The sequence below is a fragment of the Polynucleobacter hirudinilacicola genome (genome assembly GCF_002192535.1).
In the GTDB taxonomy this organism is placed as follows: domain Bacteria; phylum Pseudomonadota; class Gammaproteobacteria; order Burkholderiales; family Burkholderiaceae; genus Polynucleobacter; species Polynucleobacter hirudinilacicola.
Genome location: NZ_NAIA01000003.1, coordinates 299778 through 320344, shown reverse-complemented (window position 1 = coordinate 320344; position 20567 = coordinate 299778). Strand labels below are relative to the sequence as shown.

Below are 20567 nucleotides of genomic sequence, written 5' to 3'. Positions count from 1 at the left end.
ATGTCGACCGATAGTAAGCCGCTGCAATCTTCAGCGGTGATCAACGAAGCAGTGCAGACCCTTCGAGATGGCGGTTTGGTTGCATTTCCGACTGAGACTGTTTATGGCCTTGGTGCAGATGCAAAGAATCCAGCAGCAATCAAAAAAGTATTTAGCACTAAAGGCCGCCCTGCTAATCATCCATTGATTGTGCATTTAGCGGCACCGAATAAATTTGACCAGACCCAAGTCGATTGGATACCAGTTTTGGCGCCTTGGGCAAGACATGTATCCGAAGATGCTTTGAAGTTAATCAATGCCTTCTGGCCTGGTCCTCTAACATTGGTCTTTAAAAAAGATAAAAGTGTTCTTAATGATTTAACCGGGGGGCAGGATACAGTAGCAATACGTGCCCCCGCGCATCCGATGGCACAAGAGTTATTGCGTAAATTTAAGGGCGGTGTAGTCGCGCCCTCTGCCAATCGTTTTGGCAAGGTATCGCCCACCAGCGCAGCGGATGTTCGCAATGAATTTGAGGATACTCTTGATCTGATGATTTTGGATGGCGGCGATTGTGAGGTAGGCATTGAATCAACCATCGTTGATATGTCTTCTGGTGATCAAGCTGTTTTGCTCCGTCCAGGTGTAATTACCCCTAAAGAAATTTTTACTAAGACTGGGATTAAGGTATTGCAGCCAGGCGAGTTAAGTCTTGCTACTGCGGAGAATGCAGAACCTACCCCAAGAGTATCCGGTAGTCTGCGTGCACATTACGCACCTACTACCCCCTTACGTTTGTATGCTCCTGGCCGAGTATTGGATGCGCTAAGCGAATTTCCGGATACAAAGTCTCGCGTTGCTGTAGCAGTTTGGGATTCTGAATCTTCTTTAGGTGAGGATGGTCATCCATCAGTTCACTTTGAAGAGGTTGAAGTACCAAGCGACAGCGGAGAATTTGCTAGTCGCTTGTATCGTTCATTACGTGATTTAGATCAGCAGGGCTGGGATTTGATTCTCTTTCCTGAACCGCCGAGCGGCGAGGAATGGGATGGGGTTAGAGATCGACTTCAGCGTGCATGCTTTGGTTCTGGACCATCTTCCAGTAGCCACGATAGTAATTGATCGTGCGCATCTAGGCCCCTCCAAGCATTGGGGTGGTTGATGAAAGAGGTAACTGCATACAGCTTTCCTGATTTACTCATGACATAGCCAGAGATGGATCGCACGTCTGCTAGTGAGCCCGTTTTAATTCTGGCTTCAGGCTTTTTCTTCAGGTGTAAAAATTTACGGAGTTGTGCCATGAGACGATTTCTCATCGTGCCATCAGTTCCAGCAATTGGAAGACTGTTATAGAAAATATCGCCTACCGACAGGTTACGTGCAGCGAGTAAGAGTTGGTTCAATTGCTCAGCAGTAATCGCTTCATTGCGTGATAGTCCTGAGCCATTTTCAATCACAAGCCCCGGAAAATCTAAACCATTTTGTTTTAGCCAACTTTGAATCACTAATTCACCATTGGCAGTTGTTGCTGGCTTTCCTATTTTTTCTAAGGCTAGAGTTAAAAGTAATTGGCGTGCCATGACATTGTTTGAGTACTTATTAATGTCTAGAACATCATCGCTCAGACTGATTCCTTCAAACTGGAGAAGGAGTCTTGCAGCAAGCGGCACATTGCCATTTTTCCCAGTAGGAGGTCGTGTCCATATGCCGCCTGATTGTTCCCAGGCGGCGGCAAAGCCTTGTGTCAGAAAGGTATTTGCATCAAGGGCAACCACGTTGTAGTTCACCCCCTTGCAGGCGCTGGGAAACGCCCCTGAGAATTGCGCTACGAGCAGCTGATCTGTTTTCGTTGTGCTTTCAGGATCTAGGTTAAAGCGAATATTGCTTTTCCAGTTGTCACAAGGGCGATCAACCAGCTGCATCTGATTATCAATCTTCAGTTGCGAGAGTGCTGGCGTATAGGCAATATCAATGAAGTCTGCTGTACGTGATTTGCCTAGCTGAAACGAGAGGGTTCTAAAGGCGTAGAGCAAAGGATCGGGGGGCACATTGTAGGCGCGTAAAGCTTCGCCATCGATAGTGTTGTGCTCCATTACATTTGGAGCATATGCACTTCGATCAAAGAATAAGTTGCCATCAATCTTTTGAATACCGAGCGCTTGTAAGGATTTCATGAGCTTGGCTAATTCTTCAGGAATTAACTTTGGATCACCAGTGCCCTGCAGGTAAAGGTTTCCCTTCAGAGTTCCTTGGCGAATTGCACCATCAGTATAAATATTGGTACGCCAGCGATACTGCGGCCCCAAGATATCTAAACCCGCGAGCGTGGTTAAGAGCTTCATGGTTGAGGCGGGATTCATCGCTTCAGTAGATCGCCAATTGAGAATATTTTTAGCAAGATGCTTGCCTGGACGGGCGGACTCAATTTCCATTACTGAAATACTGACAGCATCCTTTGGGATTTGATTGCGTTCTAAGCTTGTTGCAACAGCTTGGGGTATGGTTAGCAGCACCCCTTCAGCTCTTGCTGTAAATGTAAAAAGGCAAAATCCAGTCCAGAGCACTGTAAGGACTAAAGGAAAAAGATGGTGTATAGATCGCTGCATGCCCAATAGGATAAACCCAGGGCGCGAGAAGGCAAAGGATGCCTTAATTACTTACGTACTTTGCCTTATAGCATTCAATTAGTCGGTTTTGATCTTCCAGTAATTGAATCAATGCGCTCACTCTGTCAGGAATCGGGCCTATCGTTTCAAGGGCTTCACAGCAGGCAATAAAGCGCTGGGCGCTTAATAGTTGAGCGCCACCTTTAATTTTATGAATCATACTTGCCAAAATAGCTTCATCTACAGTTTCGACTTTCAGTATGGCAACGGTATCGTCATGTACCTTTTTAACCTCATCCAATATGAGAACGATATGACCTGGGCTTTTTTTCAAGAGATTAGAAAAGAGTTCGAATGAGTATTCTTGAAAAGCACCTGATCCCTCACTTTTCTCTGAAATGTCTTGAGTGTTGAAGTAACGAGCCAATTCATTTTCTAAGGTCATTAAGCTTAGCGGCTTAATGAGAACCCCATTCATGCCGGCAGCAAGAAATTGGTGCCGAGCATCTAAAGCATAGATATCCGCAGTGATGCCAATGATTACGATCTCACGATGACCTAGGGAGCGTACACGTTTTGCTAACTCTGAACCTTGCATTCCGGGAATGGATTGATCTGCAAGCAAGAGGTCGAAATATTGTTGGGATATCAATTCAAGAGCTTCGTTTGCACTTTCGCAAACGCTCACCTCAATACCTAAGGCCTGTAGTTGCAAGGATATGATTTGCCTACTAGCAGGATGGTCTTCAACCACTAAGGCTTGGAGTGACCTATCTTGATTTTGGATATTTCTAGAAAATAGTTTTCTAGAGGCCCAACTTCTATCGGCAAGAGAGTTTCTCGATGCGGCAATGCTGGTGCGAGGAAGTGCCACGCAGAAATGAATATTGCTCCCGAAGCCGGGAGCGCTCTCAAAATTGAGTTGACCACTCATCGAGTTGACCAAATGGTTGGTAATGGTGAGGCCCAAACCAGTACCATTTTGCTGATCTGCTTTACCAGGTACTTGCTCAAAGGCTTGAAGGGCTAGCTTGATTTCCTCGGCACCCATACCAATGCCGGTATCAATAATTCTGAACTCAATTAACTGCCCAGCATGATCATCCGCCAGCACGCTGATGGAGAAATAAACCTCACCTCGATCGGTAAATTTAATCGCATTGCTCAATAGGTTCTGTAAAATTTGACGAAGTCGCAAAGTATCAATCATTAAGACAGCGGCAATCCGTGGATCTTTGGAGGTATGCAAGATGAGGCCTTGCTTATGCGCCACAGTTGAAAATGCTGAATGAATATCATCAATGAGTGTATTGAGGCAACAGGGCTCTAAATTGAGAGTGAGCTTGCCAGCCTCAATTTTTGAAAGATCTAATACTTGATTCAGAATACCTAGCAATGATTCAGCCGAAGAATGCGCACTCTTCAGAAGCGATTTTTCATTATCGGGAAACTGCCGACTGCTCAGTAATAACTCTTGCACCCCTAAGATTGCATTCATCGGAGTGCGGATTTCGTGGCTCATCGTTGCTAGAAAGGCAGATTTCGCTGCATTTGCTTTTTCAGCTAAATCTTTGGAGGCCATCAAATCTTCCGCTGCTTGCTCCTGTAAATGCTGTCTCTTTTGTAGACGCCAAAATACGATACCTCCTAGCGTGATTAAAGTGAGGGTGAACAGCCAAGGTAGTTTTGCCCAATAATGACTCTGGCTGTTTGCAACACTCGGATTTCCAAGCGCAAATAATTGACTTGATTCAATGGGATCTAAGTCGTTTAGGAAGCTATTGAGCAGATTATGTAAAGCGCTGCTTTGGTTTGCAATAAGCCAGCGATATTCAAAAGGCTCTCGCTGGTACAGTCCATCTACACGAAGCTCTGATGTATTGAGATCCTGGACTAGCTGATGTGCGAGTCGAATGGGTAGTACTAAGGCCTCAATATCATTTTTCAGTAAGTCTAAAACCAGTTTCTGAACATTATTAGAAATTTTTGCTTGCGGGTGTCTTGGTAAGGGTTGGTTTTCGTATCCGCGATCAAAGTAAGCAATATTGGCAGGAGCAATTATTTCAATGCTTGTTGGACTCGCCGTTAGCACAGCATCATGCCCCCAAAAGATTGCCTCTGATAAAGAGCCAAATCGGAGATATTCATCATTGAGGCTGGGTGGGTCGATCATAAAATCTACTTCACCAGCAGCTAATTGCTTTAATCCCTCATGATCAGTTTTTCTCCACTTGGGTGAAAATTCTTGTCCAGTAAATTCACCTAGTTTTTTCAAGAGCCCATGAAAGACACCAGAATTTTTAGCATCATTTTTTAAATAGTGTGCATATTTTTCATGAATGCTGAAGTGAACTACAGGATGCTGGTCGATCCATCGCTGTTCTGCTGGGCTCAGGGCTTGTGCGTGAGCTATCTCACTTGCCTGATTCAGTAGCGGGCAAATTAGTAGTGATGTACAGACGATGAATCGACGCATATTGCTTTTAGCTTTCGATGATCTTGTTCATGCGGCAGAACAAGATTAAGTCGGCAATGTTGTTAATACCAAGTTTGTCAAAAACTCTGGTCTTGTAAGTAGCTACCGTTTTATTACTGATATGCAGCATGTCTGAAATCTGCTGATTGGTATTCCCCTTTCCGAGATACTTCATGACTTGTAACTCACGATCAGAAATCAGCGCTAATTTATCGTTATCACTTAATGAGCTGTTGCCATTCTTTCCATGAGTGAAAAAGTTATACCCTTGTGAGATCGCTACACAGGCTGCCAAGATCACATCAGCCCCTGCAGTTTTATTGACAAAGCCATGCCCACCAAGTGATCGAACTCTTCCGCCATAAACCGCCTCATCCATGCTAGATAGAACCAGCACTCGCACATCGGGATACATCAAGCCAATACGCCGAATGACATCAAACCCATCGGTCTTGGGCATATCAAGATCCAGAATCACCATATTAGGATTCATCTCTTTGATGGATCGAAGGCATTCTTCGCCATTCTGAGCTTGACCTGCGATTTCAAATAACAGCTGGTCTTGCAACATACTTTTTAAGGCCATCAGCATAGCCGGATGGTCATCTACTAACATCACGCGTTTTCTCATTACTGGTCTCCATTTTGGTTTGGTTGTGGATGAGGGTGCAGCGAAAAAATAGCCTTAGCGATACGGCTATCATTGATTTGAAGAATCTGATGGCGACTGAGTGGTGATAGCATGAGGCCGCCGTAGCCATGATCTACTTGCATTACAGATGCATTCTCTAAGTCTTTGACAAGGTTGATATTGCTTGCATAAATTTGTGTGGGTGAAAAGGGCGACCGTTTTAATTCTCTAATCACATCATTTGATAGGACTTCATCACGAAGCTGCCCCATATCAATATGAATTCCCTCTATTTGCATCTCATTGATCCAGTGCAGTTGCTCTACCGTCCCCGTGAAATTCATGAAATGCAGCAAGACACCTAGTCGGCGCATGCGTAGCAAACCCTCTTTGTAAGCATCGGCAATATCCGGCTCAGGCAGTGATGGGATTCCTAGTGCAATCAACCCGACTGGTAGTCGTGAGTTCAGAATCAGATCACTCAGGGCATCGATGTAGCCGCTAGAGGCGATTGCATGAGTTGGCATTGGCAAAATGCCAGGAATAAAACGACCACTGCGATACCAGTAGGAAATTGCATCCAAGCCTTCCATGAATAAACGCAGTAATTGCATATCGGAAGCTGTTAGCAGAGGTCTAAATAGTGAGCCGGTCAGTTTTGTTCCCTTGCAGTTAAAAATGGGTTCATGGCTAATCGCTTGTCGCTTGGACCAGGATTGGTGTTCTTCGAGGGCTTGGCTACTCATGCCAAGCCAGGGCGCGCCACAGGCGTCGCGGACTTCTTGGAAGGGTTTGTTCTTCCATGCCTTTACAAGCGTGTACAGCCGGGATTTCGGGCTCATCAGCATTCTCCAATCGGTGACTGTCCAGTCTAGGCAGGACGGATTGGAGCGGTAAGGGCTTTGGGCTGATTTATCTGTAGGAATCGACCTACCAACCTGTCCCCATTATAAATAAGGGCCCATTTCTCAGGAATTTATGCTCCTGCCCTTGAAATCTCAGGAATCAGACCTATATAATCAGCACTCCCTACACGCGAGTGCTAAAAAGCTTAATTTAGCAGTAAATAGCCCTTAGTTTTCACGTGAAGAGATTATAAAGCATTGATTTATATAGATATTTAAATAGTTAACACTTACTAACATAGGAGAAGAGATGAATTTGCGTCCCTTACATGATCGCGTAATCATCAAGCGTTTAGATCAAGAATCAAAAACTGCTTCCGGAATCATCATTCCTGACGCTGCTGCAGAAAAACCTGATCAAGGTGAAGTATTGGCAGTAGGCCCAGGCAAGCGCGATGACAGCGGTAAATTAAATGCACCTGACGTCAAAGTTGGCGATCGCGTGTTATTTGGCAAATATGCTGGTCAAACAGTTAAGGTCGATGGCGATGAACTTCTCGTAATGCGCGAAGAAGACATCATGGCTGTTGTACAGAAGTAATTTCGGTACTTAAGAGAGGAATTCAATCATGGCAGCAAAAGACGTTGTATTTGGAGATAGCGCCCGCACCAAGATGGTGGAAGGCGTAAACATTCTCGCGAACGCAGTAAAAACTACTTTGGGACCAAAGGGCCGTAACGTTGTAATGGAGCGCTCATTTGGCGGTCCTACTGTGACTAAAGACGGTGTATCCGTTGCAAAAGAAATCGAACTCAAAGATAAGCTTCAAAACATGGGTGCGCAGATGGTGAAGGAAGTTGCTTCTAAAACTGCTGATATCGCTGGTGACGGTACAACTACCGCTACTGTGTTGGCTCAGTCTATCGTACGCGAAGGTATGAAATACGTTGTTTCAGGCCATAACCCAATGGACCTCAAGCGCGGCATTGATAAGGCAGTAACTGCTGCTCTCGAAGAGCTCAAAAAAATCAGTAAGCCTTGCACAACCACTAAAGAAATCGCTCAAGTTGGCTCAATTTCAGCTAACAGTGATCACAGCATTGGTCAGCGTATTGCTGAAGCGATGGAAAAAGTAGGTAAAGAAGGTGTGATTACCGTTGAAGATGGCAAGTCATTAGAAGATGAGCTTGAGGTAGTTGAAGGTATGCAGTTTGATCGTGGCTACCTCTCTCCCTATTTCATCAACCAGCCTGAAAAACAAGTTGCTGTATTGGAATCACCTTATGTTCTCTTGTTCGACAAGAAAGTTAGCAACATTCGTGATTTGCTCCCAGTACTCGAGCAAGTAGCTAAATCCGGTCGTCCATTACTCATCATTGCAGAGGATGTTGAAGGTGAAGCGTTGGCAACCTTGGTGGTGAACAACATCCGCGGCATTATCAAGACTTGTGCCGTGAAGGCCCCAGGCTTTGGCGATCGTCGTAAAGCAATGTTGGAAGACATCGCGATTTTGACTGGCGGTACAGTGATTGCTGAAGAGATTGGCCTCACACTAGAGAAAACAACTCTTGAGCACCTAGGTCAAGCAAAGCGCATTGAAGTTGGCAAAGAAAACACCATCATTATTGACGGTGCTGGCGATGCTAAAGCAATCGAAGCTCGCGTGAAGAACATTCGTGTTCAGATCGATGAAGCTACTAGCGACTACGATAAAGAAAAATTGCAAGAGCGCGTTGCCAAGTTGGCAGGCGGTGTTGCAGTGATTCGTGTTGGCGCTGCTACTGAAGTAGAAATGAAAGAGAAGAAGGCTCGTGTTGACGACGCATTACACGCAACTCGTGCTGCTGTTGAAGAAGGCATTGTTCCTGGCGGTGGCGTAGCGTTGATACGTGCAATGCAAGGTATCAAGGGCCTGAAAGGTGATAACGCCGATCAAGATGCTGGTATTAGCATCGTATTGCGCGCTATGGAAGAGCCACTTCGCATCATTGTTTCTAACGCTGGTGACGAAGCAAGCGTTGTTGTAAACGCGGTATTGGCTAGCAAGGGCAATAACGGTTACAACGCCGCAACTGGTGAGTATGGCGACCTTGTAGCTCAAGGTGTGATCGACCCAACTAAGGTAACTAAAACTGCATTGGTAAATGCAGCTTCTGTGGCAGCCTTGTTGTTGACTACCGATTGCGCAATCTGCGAAGCACCAAAGGATGAGTCTGCTGGTGGCGGTATGCCTGATATGGGTGGTATGGGCGGCATGGGTGGTATGGGCGGTATGATGTAATAGCCTCTCTCCAGCTTCTCGCTGAAGAAACTAAAGCGCCTGGTTCACAAGACCAGGCGTTTTTTATTTGTTACAGTAGGTTAATGAAAAAAATCTATTCATTGCTTTTGATTGCTATCTGCCTCGGTGCTGGAATTGTTAATGCACAACCAATCTTTGAAAAAAGTGTTTCTAATCTTCGGAACCAACGCTATTGCGAGATCCTCTACGGTAAACGTCACTGGCTGAGTTTGGAGGTCAAAGTTTTTAATACGCAGGGTCTTAATTTATGCCCTGAGGAGCAATGGAAGGCAATTACCAAGGAATCTATAACGAGTAAGTACGACGCATCTTTTGCGTTGTTAAACGGCCCGCGTTATTGGGTGATGGATGAGATTCATGCAGCTGGCGCTACTGTTAATAATGTTAAAGAGTCTTTTAGCGGTATGGAAATGAACTTAAGGGCAACAATTGAGCTAGGGCTCTTGAAACAAATACTGGGTAGCAAGCATTTCATGCCCAATCAAATTAACCGTACTACTAATTTTGTTTATAAGGCAGGTAGCTCGATCTATGAGCTCACTTCTCCCGCGGGAGAGATTTATGTCATGCAGTCCTACTCGCAAATCGTCAATCCCAGTCTGATGATCGAGGATCTTCCGGATTTGGAAAAACAACTCAAGCTACCTTCAGGCTGGATATATCAAAGCAGAGTGCTGGATAAAGATTTATCTTTGATCGCAAATGGTATCGCCCATGTTTTGCAAGATAACCTCGCCAATAGTTACCAAAGGCGTTAAGAAATAGCAGTGAATAAAAAACCGCCCGAAGGCGGTCTTTAATGAGTTTAAAAGATCACTCTTTTACTCCACAGCCTTGACCATATCCTCAACTACTTTCTTCGCATCACCGAAGACCATCATGGTTTTATCCATGTAGAAGAGTTCATTATCCAGACCAGCATAACCTGCAGCCATTGAGCGCTTGTTAACGATGATCGTTTTGGCTTTGAATGCTTCCAGGATTGGCATACCAAAGATTGGGCTGCCTGGAGTGCGTGCCGCTGGGTTCACCACGTCGTTAGCGCCAAGCACTAACACTACGTCAGCTTGACCAAAGTCACTATTGATGTCTTCCATCTCAAACACTTGATCGTAAGGAACTTCAGCTTCAGCCAAGAGTACGTTCATATGACCAGGCATACGACCTGCAACTGGGTGAATCGCATACTTTACGGTGACACCATGATGAGTCAGTTTTTCAGTTAACTCTTTCAGAGCATGCTGGGCACGGGCAACTGCTAATCCATAACCAGGAACAATGATGACTGTGTCTGCGTTTTCCATGAGGAAGGCAGCATCTTCTGGGGAGCCAGTTTTGTAGTTCTTAGGAGCGCCATCATCGGCTCCGCCAGCAGCAGCTTCAGCACCGAATCCGCCAAGCAGAACGGCAACGATTGAGCGATTCATAGCCTTACACATGATGTAAGAAAGAATCGCACCTGAAGAGCCTACGCAAGCGCCAGCAATAATTAATACAGGGTTGTTCAATGTGAAACCAATACCCGCAGCAGCCCAACCGGAGTAACTGTTGAGCATAGAAACCACAACTGGCATATCAGCGCCACCAATTGGGATGATCAAAGTAATACCTAATACCAAAGCAATTGCACACATGGCCAAGAAGGCTGCGTGGCTATCGCCCATGTAATAAGCAATGCCTGCACCAACCATCGAAATCGCTAAGATCAAGTTCAGTAAGTGCTGACCAGAGAAGGTAACTGGCTTACCGCTGACCTTGCCAGACAATTTGCCGAAAGCAATCACAGAGGCAGTAAAGGTAATTGCGCCAATAAATGCGCCAATGAATAGTTCAATCTTTTGGGCGCCAGTATGGGCTTGTGCAGGATTAAATACTGCAGCAATCGCAATTAATACTGCTGATAAACCAACAAACGAGTGCATCAAAGCAACGAGCTCCGGCATCTTAGTCATCTGCACGCGTTTAGCAGCAATCGTACCGATAATTGCGCCGCCAACAATTGCAGCGATGATCAGCGAAAAGACTGGCTTAAAGTCAGGAATCAGGAAGGTGGTAATGACTGCTAGGAGCATACCAATCATGCCGAAAGTATTGCCTTGGCGTGAAGTAGTTGGTGAAGAAAGTCCACGCAAAGCGAGGATGAACAACACCGATGAAATGAGATAGGAAATTGCAGTTATGTTTGACATTATTTGGTCTCTTTAAATCTCTATGAGGATCTTGTTCTCGTTTTATTTGGTTCCAGCCGAATCTGCTTTAGGAGCCTTCTTCTTGAACATCTCCAGCATGCGACGGGTGACCATAAAGCCACCAAAAATATTGATGGAAGCCAGGAATACTGCAACAGCGCCAATAATGCTGGTGAGAGTGATCTCATCGCCGCCAATGACTTCGGTTTGCAAGAGTGCGCCAACAATGATGATGCCGGAGATGGCATTAGTAACCGCCATCAGAGGGGTATGCAATGCTGGAGTAACGTTCCAAACCACGTGGTAGCCAACAAAAATGGCTAACACAAACACAGTGATGTTTTGGACTGTGAGGATGCTTTGAAAAGCAGCGAGATCCATGATATTTCCTTAGTCTAAATTTGTTCTATGAGTTTTTGCGGACGGCTTGACCATCGCGACACATTAAGCAGGCAGTAACGATATCGTCATCAGTAGGGATGAGCAATTTAGCATCTTTATCAACAATGAGTTTCATGAAGTCGATCAAGTTACGTGAATAAAGTGCTGACGCATCTGCTGCAACCATGCTAGCAAGGTTGGTGTAGCCCACAATCTTGACGCCATTGACTTGAACAATCTTGTCAGCTTGAGTCAGTGGACAGTTACCGGAGCCGTTATCACCACGACCAGCAGCAATATCAATCACGATAGAGCCAGGTTTCATATTAGTAACAGTGTCACTATGCAATAAGACTGGTGGCTTGCGGCCTGGAATCAAAGCAGTGGTAATGACAATGTCAGCTTGCTGAGCGCGTTCAGCAACTAAGGCTGCTTGACGCTTCATCCAAGCCTCTGGCATTGGGCGCGCATAGCCGCCAACGCCTTGAGCGATTTCGCGTTCTTCGTCAGTTTCGTAAGGCACATCAACAAACTTAGCACCCAAAGATTCAATTTGCTCTTTAGCGGCTGGGCGAACGTCAGATGCTTCAATCACAGCGCCTAAGCGCTTGGCGGTAGCAATAGCTTGCAAGCCTGCAACACCGGCACCCAAGATGAGTACGCGCGCTGCTTTGACAGTTCCTGCTGCAGTCATGAGCATTGGCATAAAGCGTTGATACTCATTAGCAGCAATCATGACAGCTTTGTAGCCGGCAATGTTTGCTTGCGATGACAGTACATCCATACTTTGGGCGCGAGTTGTGCGAGGAGCAGCTTCTAATGAGAATGCTGTTACGCCTTGCGCTGCCATTGCAGCAATATTGTCGTTATCAAATGGATCGAGCATGCCAATGAGCACGCTGCCAGATTTAATTTGTTTGAGTTCAGCTGCTTCGGGCGCACGCACTTTGAGAACAATTTCTGCTCCAAATGCGTCAGCTGCGCTGCCAACAGAAGCACCTACAGCTTCGTATGCGGAGTCTGGTTGACTTGCGTGGACGCCGGCGTCTTTTTGAATGACGACGCTATGACCTTGGCTAATCAGTTTTTTTACGGTTTCTGGTGTGGCGGCTACTCGAGTTTCCCCAGGCCTTGTTTCCAGCGGCACTCCTATGCGCATGGCATGTCTCCAAAAGCAAAAATTTTAAAAGTCTATTTTAAAGATAAACAGGCTAGGTTTTACCTATTTACTGAGCCCCAAGGTCTGCCGGCTATGGTTTTGCCTAAAATCATGCGAAGTCTGGTTGAGACTTCTACAATGGGGTTAATCTGTCTATAGAGTATTCTCGCATTTTTTTAATGAGTCAGCCTAATTGTTCGGTACCCCCCCTTAAAAAGCCCAGAAAAGTCGTTATCGGCATGTCTGGAGGGGTAGATTCGTCCGTAGCAGCCTGGATGCTCAAAGAGCAGGGTTATGAAGTTATCGGCCTTTTTATGAAGAATTGGGAGGATGACGATAACGATGAATATTGTTCAGCCCGCCAGGATTGGCTTGATGTCGTCTCCGTAGCTGATCTCATCGGTATTGACGTTGAGGCAGTCAATTTTGCTGCTGAATACCGCGAACGCGTATTTGCTGAGTTTTTGCGTGAATACGCTGCAGGGCGAACCCCAAATCCCGATGTTCTGTGCAATGCTGAGATTAAGTTCAAAGCCTTCTTGGATCACGCCATGAGTTTGGGTGCTGATGCAATTGCTACTGGGCACTATGCTAGGGTCCGCCATGAGGGTGGAAAAGTGCAATTATTAAAAGCGCTGGATTCTAGTAAAGACCAGAGTTATTTTTTGCACCGCTTGACGCAACAGCAATTAGCTAATGTTTTATTTCCGCTGGGAGAGATTCCGAAAACTGAAGTGCGCACCATTGCTGAAAAAATTGGTTTACACAATGCACGGAAAAAAGATAGCACCGGAATTTGTTTTATTGGCGAACGTCCCTTTAGAGAATTCTTGAACCGTTATTTGCCTCGTACACCAGGACCCATTAAAACCCCGGATGGCAAGACTGTCGGCGAGCATATGGGCTTAGCCTTTTTCACTTTGGGGCAGCGTAAGGGGATTGGTTTGGGTGGCAGCCAGGATGGCAATGGTGATGCTTGGTATGTGGCACGCAAGGATATGGCGAATAACACACTGTATGTGGCTCAGGGCCATGAACACCCGTGGCTGCTGGCCAAGAACCTAGAGGCTATTGATGCGAGCTGGATTGCTGGTAGCCCCCCAGCCTCTGGGAACTATTCTGCGAAGACTCGTTATCGTCAAGCAGACTCTGCATGCACTTTAACTGCAAGCGCAGGCGATCTTACATTTGCGTTAGGATTTCCGGATACGCAATGGGCAGTAACGCCAGGGCAATCAGCCGTTTTATATGACGGTGATATTTGTTTGGGCGGCGGAATTATTTCTGCTTAGCCCAAATCAATTTTTTAAATCCGCATTAAGCTGCTGGCGGTTCAGTTTCTATAAACGAAGGTCGCTGCAATAATTTTTGATAGAGACGATCTAAGTTTGGATATTGAGTCTGCCATTTCACATCTGGGAAACGGAGCAATAACCAACCAAGTGCACAACCTGTTGCAATATCAGCAAGCGTCATTTGGTTGCCGTGGCACCAAGCATTCTCACCCAAGATCTCAGACATTTGACGAAGTGAGTTTTGAATCTTGCCCATTTGGCGATCAACCCAAGCTGAGCTTTGCTCTTCAGCAGGGCGCCATGTGCGCTCGAGGCGGGCCAAAATGCCAGCATCTGTGATTCCGTCAGCCAGGGCTTCCCAGGTTTTCACGCTCGCGCGCTCCCGGCTGTCAGCGGGTATGAGCTTGCTGACTGGGCTGAGGGCATCAGCGTATTCCGCGATAACGCGAGAGTCATAGAGTGACTCACCATCTTCCAGAATGAGGCAGGGAACCTTCCCCAAGGGGTTGGAAATGGCAATTTTGGTGTCTGCGGCCCAAACGTTCTCTAATTGAAGGTCAACATCAACCTTTTTCTCTGAAAAAACGATGCGTACCTTACGTACATAGGGGCTAGTGAGGGATCCGATAAGTTTCATAAGGGATAGTATAGCCATCCTAATGGAGGTCTGCTTAACCCCAGAACGCATTAAAATCAGGTTTTATTGACATATTCAATGCAAAGGCAATATTCGTGAGTCAGCCGCTTTCTACCCTCAATGCCCTTTCCCCTTTGGACGGCCGATATGCCGGGAAGTTAGATGCCTTGCGTCCATGGCTTTCTGAAGCTGCTTTTATGCGCCAGCGCGTGTTCGTGGAAATTCATTGGTTGTTGGCCTTAGCAGCCGCTGGACTTCCTGATGTACCAAAAATTAATACAGCTGATGAAACGTTCTTACTATCACTGCCAGAGAATTTCTCGGATGCTGATGCTCAGCGTATTAAAGATATTGAAGCGGTTACTAATCATGATGTCAAAGCAGTTGAATATTTCTTAAAAGAAAAAGTGGCGGGCAGGCCAGATCTATTAAAGGCGAGCGAATTTATTCACTTTGCCTGTACATCGGAAGATATTAATAACACTTCACATGGTTTGATGTTACGTGGCGCACGCGATGAAGTGCTCCTGCCGCAACTTAGAAAAGTACTCTCTGTACTGACCGAACTTGCTCTTGAGCACGCTAAGGTGCCGTTGTTATCTCGTACTCATGGTCAGCCTGCTTCACCAAGTACGCTTGGTAAAGAAATTGCCAATATCGCAAAACGTTTAGAGCGTGCGATTGAATCAATTGAAGCAGCGCCATTGCTTGGCAAGATGAATGGTGCAGTTGGTAACTACAACGCGCATTTATCTGCCTACCCAGATTTTGATTGGGAAAATTTTTCCAAGAACGTAGTTGAGAAGCGCCTTGGCCTCACTTTTAATCCTTACACCATTCAAATTGAGCCGCATGATGGTATGGCACAGTTATTCGATGCGATTGCCCGTGCCAACACCATTCTTTTGGATATGGATCGCGACTTCTGGGCTTATATCTCTGTCGGTTATTTCAAGCAGCGTACTAAAGCTGGTGAGATTGGTTCATCAACCATGCCGCACAAAGTGAACCCTATTGATTTTGAAAACTCTGAGGGTAACTTGGGAGTTGCCAATGCATTGCTGCGTCACCTTGCAGAAAAGTTACCAATCTCTCGTTGGCAGCGCGATCTCACTGATTCAACGGTTTTGCGTAATTTAGGTCCCGCATTTGGACATAGCGTATTAGCGTATGACAGTGCTTTACGTGGCCTGAGTAAGTTAGAAGTAAATCATGCAGCGATTGCCGCAGATTTAGATTCTTGTTGGGAAGTATTGGCTGAGCCAGTACAAACCGTGATGCGTCGTTACGGCATTGAGAATCCCTACGAGCAGTTAAAAGAATTGACTCGTGGCAAAGGGATTAATCAAGCTGATTTACAAACCTTCATTCGCGGCTTAAAGATTCCAGAAGATGCAAAAGCACGTTTACTGGAAATGACACCATCCTCTTATCTTGGTAAGGCGGTCGAACTGACCGAACGTCTCAAAAAGTGAGTGTGAACTCCGCTTCAGAGTACGGGGCACGTCCCCGAGTCTGGTTTGCTGTTTATCAATTGCTATGGCATCTCTTATTGCCGCTGGCATTTATTCGTCTAGCTTGGCGTGCACAGCATTCCTTTGCTTATATGCATCACATTCCAGAGCATCTTGGTTTTGGATATGACAAGCCTATTAAACAAGGTTCAATTTGGATTCATGCAGTCTCGGTAGGCGAGACCCGTGCTGCTCAGCCATTAATTGAGGCTTATCTTGCTCGTGGTGAAACCATTTTGCTTACGCATATGACTTTAAATGGCCGTCGTACAGGTAAACAGTTATTTGCTAAGGAAATTGCTTCTGGGCAGATATGCCAGGTTTACTTGCCTTATGACCTTTGCTGGTCTGTTGAACATTTTCTAAAGACCTTTAAGCCAAAGCTTGGTCTTTTTATGGAGACCGAGGCTTGGCCAACGGTTGTTTTTCGTTGCGCAGAAATCGGCCTACCTTTATTTCTGGTGAATGCTCGCCTCTCCGAGAGAAGTGCGCGTCGTGTTAATCGATTTGGCAAAGCTGGGCGCGCATTATTTCAAGCATTTGCAGGAATCTTGGCGCAAACCGATTTTGATGCGCAGCGCTATCGAAGTCTTGATGTAAAAAATATCAGCATCGTTGGTAATCTCAAATTCGATGTGCCCCTGGATCCGCTATCAGTAGAGCAAGGCAAGCTTTGGAAAAAAGAGTTACATGAAAGTCATCGTTTGATGGTTTGCGCTGCCAGTACTCGCGATGGTGAAGAGGCCATCATTCTGAAGGCTTGGAAAGATTTACTACTGAGCAATGCTTTCGAGACAGCGCCATTACTTTGCTTGGTGCCCCGCCACCCCGAAAGATTTGCAGAAGTTGCGGATGCCATCCATTCGGCTGGATTCAAGTTCCGCCGTCGTACTAAATGGCCTGGAATTCCAAGAGATTGCAGTGGCTTAGATGTAGTCTTGGGCGACTCCATGGGTGAAATGCCCATGTATTACAGTGCTGCCGATTTAGTAGTGATGGGTGGCAGTCTCTTGCCATTTGGCGGTCAAAATCTCATAGAAGCGTGTGCTGCGGGATGTCCAGTGCTCTTGGGTGAACATACTTACAACTTCCAGCAAGCTGCCTTGGATGCCATTCAGACTGGCGCTGCTAAGCTTATTGAGGGCGATCTATTGCTGACTGAATCAATCGCCTTGATGCAGGCTTTGAAGGCCTTACTTTTAAATGCCGCTGAACTTGCCAATATGAGCCAAGCAGCTAAGACTTACTCAATTGATCACCAAGGTGCAACTCAGCGAATACTGGCTGCCCTTGATCAACAAAACTTCTCTTTAAATTAAGTCTGACTGACTTAAACACGCGCTCCGAAATTCGGGTCGTCATTCCGAGCGTTGTCATCTGGTTTTTTGTCACTCTTCGCCAAATCTTCACGCGTTACTCCAAGCCACATGGCCAAAGCGGCAGCTACGAATACTGAAGAGTAAATACCAAACAAAATACCAATAGTCAGTGCTAGCGCAAAGTAGAAGAGAGTTGGGCCACCAAAAATCAGCATAGCTAAAACCATCATCTCAGTGCTACCGTGAGTAATCACAGTGCGACTGATTGTGCTGGTAATTGCATTGTCAATAATTTCGCGGGTATTCATCTTGCGGTACTTACGGAAATTTTCGCGAATACGGTCAAAGATCACCACGGATTCGTTAACGGAGTAACCCAGTACCGCCAAGACTGCTGCCAAGACTGAGAGTGAGAACTCCCACTGGAAGAAAGCAAAGAAACCTAAGATGATCACGATGTCGTGCAAGTTAGCAATGATGCCCGCTAGAGCAAATTTCCACTCAAAGCGGAAAGAGAGGTAAATCACAATACCGATAATCACAAAAATTAAGGCCTTCAAGCCGTCTAAGGCCAGCTCTTCACCCACCTGAGGACCAACGAACTCTACGCGTTGCAATTTGGCGCCACTGCTAGCAGGCTCAAGCGCCTGCATTACCGCTGCGCTTTGGTCTGCAGAAGAAATGAGTTTGCCTTCAGTATCTTTTTGTAAAGGCAGGCGAATCATGATGTCGCGTGAGCTGCCAAAGTTCTGAATCTGCGTATCTGCATAACCTAACTTCTCAACCTTTGCGCGAATAGAGTCTAGTGGAGCAGCTTGAGGGTAACTCACCTCCATAACCGTACCACCAGTGAACTCAATCGAGAGGTGTAAGCCGTTGTGCCATAGAAAGAAGACTGCAGCTAAAAAGGTGATTAAAGAAATCGCATTGAGCGCCAATGCATGGCGCATAAAGGGGATATCTTTTTTGATCCGGAAAAATTCCATAGCTTATTTCTCCTGTGGTCGCCAAACTTGGCCAATAGCGAGCTTTTGAACCTTCTTGTGTCTGCCGTACCAGAGGTTGACAAGACCGCGAGAGAAGAAGACAGCCGAGAACATTGAGGTCAAAATACCTAAGCAGTGAACCACTGCAAAGCCTTTGATCGGACCTGAGCCAAATGCCAGGAGCGCTAGACCAGCAATTAAAGTTGTCACATTCGAATCCAAAATTGTTGCCCAAGCTTTATCAAAGCCAACTGCAATTGCAGTTTGTGGCGCTGCGCCGTTGCGTAGCTCTTCACGAATACGTTCATTAATCAATACGTTGGAGTCAATCGCCATACCAAGTGCTAGGGCCATCGCCGCGATTCCTGGCAAAGTGAGTGTGGCTTGTAACATCGACAGCACAGAAATCAGCAGGAGCAAGTTCACCGCCAATGCAATGACTGAGAATGTGCCAAACAATAAGTAGTAAGCCATCATGAAAATGGCAATTGCCCCAAAGCCAATCAAGAGTGACTTGAAGCCCTTCTCAATATTCTCCGCACCTAGGCTTGGGCCGATGGTGCGCTCTTCAATAATTTCCATTGGCGCAGCCAAAGAACCTGCGCGTAATAAGAGGGCTAAGTCATTGGCGCTAGCAGTAGTGGGCTGGCCTGTAATCTGAAACTTAGATCCAAATTCGCTTTGAATAGTAGCAATGGTCAACACTTCACCCTTGCCTTTTTCAAACAAAATCATGCCCATAGGCTTGCCAATATTCTCGCGTGTCACTTCTTGCATGACACGGCCACCCGCAGCATCGAGAGAGATGTTTACAGCGGGACGTTGATTTTGATCAAAGCCAGCACTTGCATCAGTAATGCGATCGCCACTGAAGATAACTGATTTCTTGAATACGCCTAAACGATTTTCCCCAAAACGGAAGGTATCCATGCCTGGAGGTGGAGTCTCGCCAATCCCAATTGTAGAAATGAGTGGATCAGCTAAGCGAGACTCTAGGGTCGCCGTACGACCAATAATATCTTTAGCACGTGCAGTATCTTGAACGCCAGGTAACTGCACCACAATGCGTTCGGCACCTTGTTGTTGAATCACCGGCTCTTTAACTGCCAACTCATTCACGCGCTTATTCAGCGTGACGATATTTTGTTTAACAGCATTATCTTGGATTTCTTTTAATGCAGTTGGTTTAAATTCACCAACTAATTTTGGTGATAAGCCTGTTGGTCTTACTTGCCAAGTGAGTTCTGGTTGAGCTGATTGTAAAACCGCACGAGCTGCATCAGCATCAGCAGTGCTGCCAAAATTAATTGTGATGCTATCTGCGCCACGCTCAATGCCTTGGTGGCGAATATTTTTATCGCGTAATTGTGAGCGAATATCAGTTGCCAAAGAAGTAACCTTCTTTTGAACCGCGCCCTTCATATCGACCTGCAGCAGGAAGTAAACACCACCTCGCAAGTCAAGACCCAAAGGCATCGGTAGGGCGTTAATGGAATTTAACCAATCTGGCGTATTCGATAAAAGGTTTAAGGCAACCGTGAAATTCGGGTCGCTCTGATCGACGTTAATCTTTTGCTGCAATAGATCGCGTGCACGCAATTGAATGTCGGTGTTGTTGAAGCGAATCTTGATAGAGCCAATATTGTTGGCATTTTCAAAGAAGATACCAGTGCTGCTGATATCGGCATCAGACAAAATCTTTTCAACGCGGGCTTGTGTCGCTAAATCAACCTTGATGGTTGGTTTGGCGGACGAGATTTGAACCGCTGGAGCCTCACCATAGAAATTCGGGATTGAATATAGTCCGCCAATGAGTAAGGCAACGACGATAACTAGATATTTCCAGAGAGGGTAGCGATTCATATTGAGATACTTTTAAACAAAGCTATTAAGCAGACTTTAATGTGCCTTTAGGCAATACATTGGTGATAGCACCTTTTTGTAATTGCACTTCAGTGCCAGCTGAAATCTCAACAGTAACCACTGCATCTTTGAGTGCTGTTACTTTGCCCATGATGCCGCCTACTGTTACCACTTCATCGCCAACTGCTAATGCTTCAAGCATGGCTTTAGTTTCTTTTTGACGCTTCATTTGTGGGCGAATCATGATGAAGTACAAAACTGCAAACATCAAAACCAATGGCAGGAAGCTCATTAAGCCACCAGAATCTGGACCCGCAGCTGGGGCTTGGGCAAAAGCGTTACTAATCCACATACAAAACCTCCGTTAAAGACTATTTGGAAACT

At 45.9% G+C, this 20567-nt stretch carries 18 protein-coding genes; 7 read left to right on the top strand and 11 right to left on the bottom strand.

All coding sequences use genetic code 11. The annotated features are described in order from the left end of the window. Complete coding sequence (locus B6A14_RS05725) at positions 1–1101, top strand: L-threonylcarbamoyladenylate synthase (protein WP_087909496.1); 1101 nt, start codon at positions 1–3, stop codon at positions 1099–1101. On the opposite strand, the gene dacB is transcribed toward B6A14_RS05725, so the two are convergent. The 4 genes from dacB to B6A14_RS05705 form a co-directional block, all read right to left on the bottom strand. Beyond that, positions 1047–2492, bottom strand: coding sequence for a D-alanyl-D-alanine carboxypeptidase/D-alanyl-D-alanine endopeptidase (dacB, locus tag B6A14_RS05720; protein ID WP_236635672.1), 1446 nt, complete (start codon positions 2490–2492; stop codon positions 1047–1049). The two genes, B6A14_RS05725 and dacB, sit on opposite strands and share 55 nt — an antisense overlap. Before the next feature lie 136 nt (positions 2493–2628). Next, positions 2629–5061 (bottom strand): ATP-binding protein, encoded by a 2433-nt coding sequence (locus B6A14_RS05715; RefSeq protein WP_087909495.1) that lies wholly within the window; start codon positions 5059–5061, stop codon positions 2629–2631. Positions 5062–5068: 7 nt separating this feature from the next. Next, on the bottom strand, positions 5069–5692 hold the full coding sequence (locus B6A14_RS05710) for a response regulator transcription factor (protein WP_087909494.1): 624 nt from the start codon (positions 5690–5692) through the stop codon (positions 5069–5071). Further along, a complete protein-coding gene (locus B6A14_RS05705) occupies positions 5692–6534 on the bottom strand; it encodes a diguanylate phosphodiesterase (RefSeq protein ID WP_087909493.1) in 843 nt (280 codons plus the stop codon). The genes B6A14_RS05710 and B6A14_RS05705 overlap by 1 nt, the downstream gene beginning before the upstream one ends. Before the next feature lie 313 nt (positions 6535–6847). On the opposite strand from B6A14_RS05705, the gene B6A14_RS05700 reads away from it, so the two are divergent. The 3 genes from B6A14_RS05700 (at position 6848) to B6A14_RS05690 (ending at position 9598) form a co-directional block, all read left to right on the top strand. After that, positions 6848–7138: a co-chaperone GroES gene (locus B6A14_RS05700; protein ID WP_087909492.1), complete on the top strand. Its 291-nt coding sequence runs from the start codon at positions 6848–6850 to the stop codon at positions 7136–7138. A gap of 28 nt (positions 7139–7166) precedes the next feature. Continuing rightward, positions 7167–8819 carry a chaperonin GroEL gene (gene groL, locus B6A14_RS05695; RefSeq protein ID WP_087909491.1) on the top strand — a complete coding sequence of 551 codons (1653 nt, stop codon included), beginning with the start codon at positions 7167–7169 and terminating at the stop codon, positions 8817–8819. Between the two features lie 83 nt (positions 8820–8902). Next, positions 8903–9598, top strand: coding sequence for a hypothetical protein (locus tag B6A14_RS05690; RefSeq protein ID WP_087909490.1), 696 nt, complete (start codon positions 8903–8905; stop codon positions 9596–9598). Positions 9599–9661: 63 nt separating this feature from the next. Here B6A14_RS05690 and B6A14_RS05685 read toward each other — a convergent pair whose 3' ends face one another. The 3 genes from B6A14_RS05685 to B6A14_RS05675 are packed head-to-tail and all read right to left on the bottom strand — an operon-like array spanning position 9662 to position 12569. Next, positions 9662–11029: an NAD(P)(+) transhydrogenase (Re/Si-specific) subunit beta gene (locus tag B6A14_RS05685; RefSeq protein ID WP_087909489.1), complete on the bottom strand. Its 1368-nt coding sequence runs from the start codon at positions 11027–11029 to the stop codon at positions 9662–9664. A 42-nt stretch (positions 11030–11071) separates the two neighbouring features. After that, positions 11072–11410, bottom strand: a complete 339-nt coding sequence (locus B6A14_RS05680) for a proton-translocating transhydrogenase family protein (protein ID WP_087909488.1) — start codon at positions 11408–11410, stop codon at positions 11072–11074. Between the two features lie 25 nt (positions 11411–11435). Continuing rightward, positions 11436–12569: a Re/Si-specific NAD(P)(+) transhydrogenase subunit alpha gene (locus B6A14_RS05675; RefSeq protein WP_087909487.1), complete on the bottom strand. Its 1134-nt coding sequence runs from the start codon at positions 12567–12569 to the stop codon at positions 11436–11438. Positions 12570–12748: 179 nt separating this feature from the next. Here B6A14_RS05675 and mnmA point away from each other — a divergent pair, with 179 nt between their 5' ends. After that, a complete protein-coding gene (gene mnmA / locus B6A14_RS05670; protein WP_087909486.1) occupies positions 12749–13861 on the top strand; it encodes a tRNA 2-thiouridine(34) synthase MnmA in 1113 nt (370 codons plus the stop codon). A 25-nt stretch (positions 13862–13886) separates the two neighbouring features. On the opposite strand, the gene B6A14_RS05665 is transcribed toward mnmA, so the two are convergent. Then, the gene (locus tag B6A14_RS05665) at positions 13887–14501 is read right to left on the bottom strand and encodes a glutathione S-transferase N-terminal domain-containing protein (RefSeq protein ID WP_087909485.1); all 615 of its coding nucleotides are present in this window, start codon (positions 14499–14501) and stop codon (positions 13887–13889) included. A 95-nt stretch (positions 14502–14596) separates the two neighbouring features. Between B6A14_RS05665 and purB the strand changes: the two genes are divergently transcribed. Both purB and B6A14_RS05655 read left to right on the top strand, forming a co-directional pair. Next, positions 14597–15976, top strand: coding sequence for an adenylosuccinate lyase (purB, locus tag B6A14_RS05660; RefSeq protein WP_087909484.1), 1380 nt, complete (start codon positions 14597–14599; stop codon positions 15974–15976). 2 nt (positions 15977–15978) lie between these two features. Beyond that, positions 15979–17334 carry a 3-deoxy-D-manno-octulosonic acid transferase gene (locus tag B6A14_RS05655; protein ID WP_407947045.1) on the top strand — a complete coding sequence of 452 codons (1356 nt, stop codon included), beginning with the start codon at positions 15979–15981 and terminating at the stop codon, positions 17332–17334. Between the two features lie 11 nt (positions 17335–17345). On the opposite strand, the gene secF is transcribed toward B6A14_RS05655, so the two are convergent. From secF to yajC, 3 genes are read right to left on the bottom strand one after another with little or no spacing between them, the layout of a single operon-like run. Then, positions 17346–18320, bottom strand: coding sequence for a protein translocase subunit SecF (gene secF / locus B6A14_RS05650; protein WP_087909482.1), 975 nt, complete (start codon positions 18318–18320; stop codon positions 17346–17348). A gap of 3 nt (positions 18321–18323) precedes the next feature. Beyond that, the gene (gene secD, locus B6A14_RS05645) at positions 18324–20183 is read right to left on the bottom strand and encodes a protein translocase subunit SecD (protein WP_087909481.1); all 1860 of its coding nucleotides are present in this window, start codon (positions 20181–20183) and stop codon (positions 18324–18326) included. A 25-nt stretch (positions 20184–20208) separates the two neighbouring features. Beyond that, entirely contained in the window at positions 20209–20535 is a 327-nt protein-coding gene (gene yajC, locus B6A14_RS05640; RefSeq protein ID WP_087909480.1) for a preprotein translocase subunit YajC, read from the bottom strand. Positions 20536–20567 lie beyond the last annotated feature (32 nt).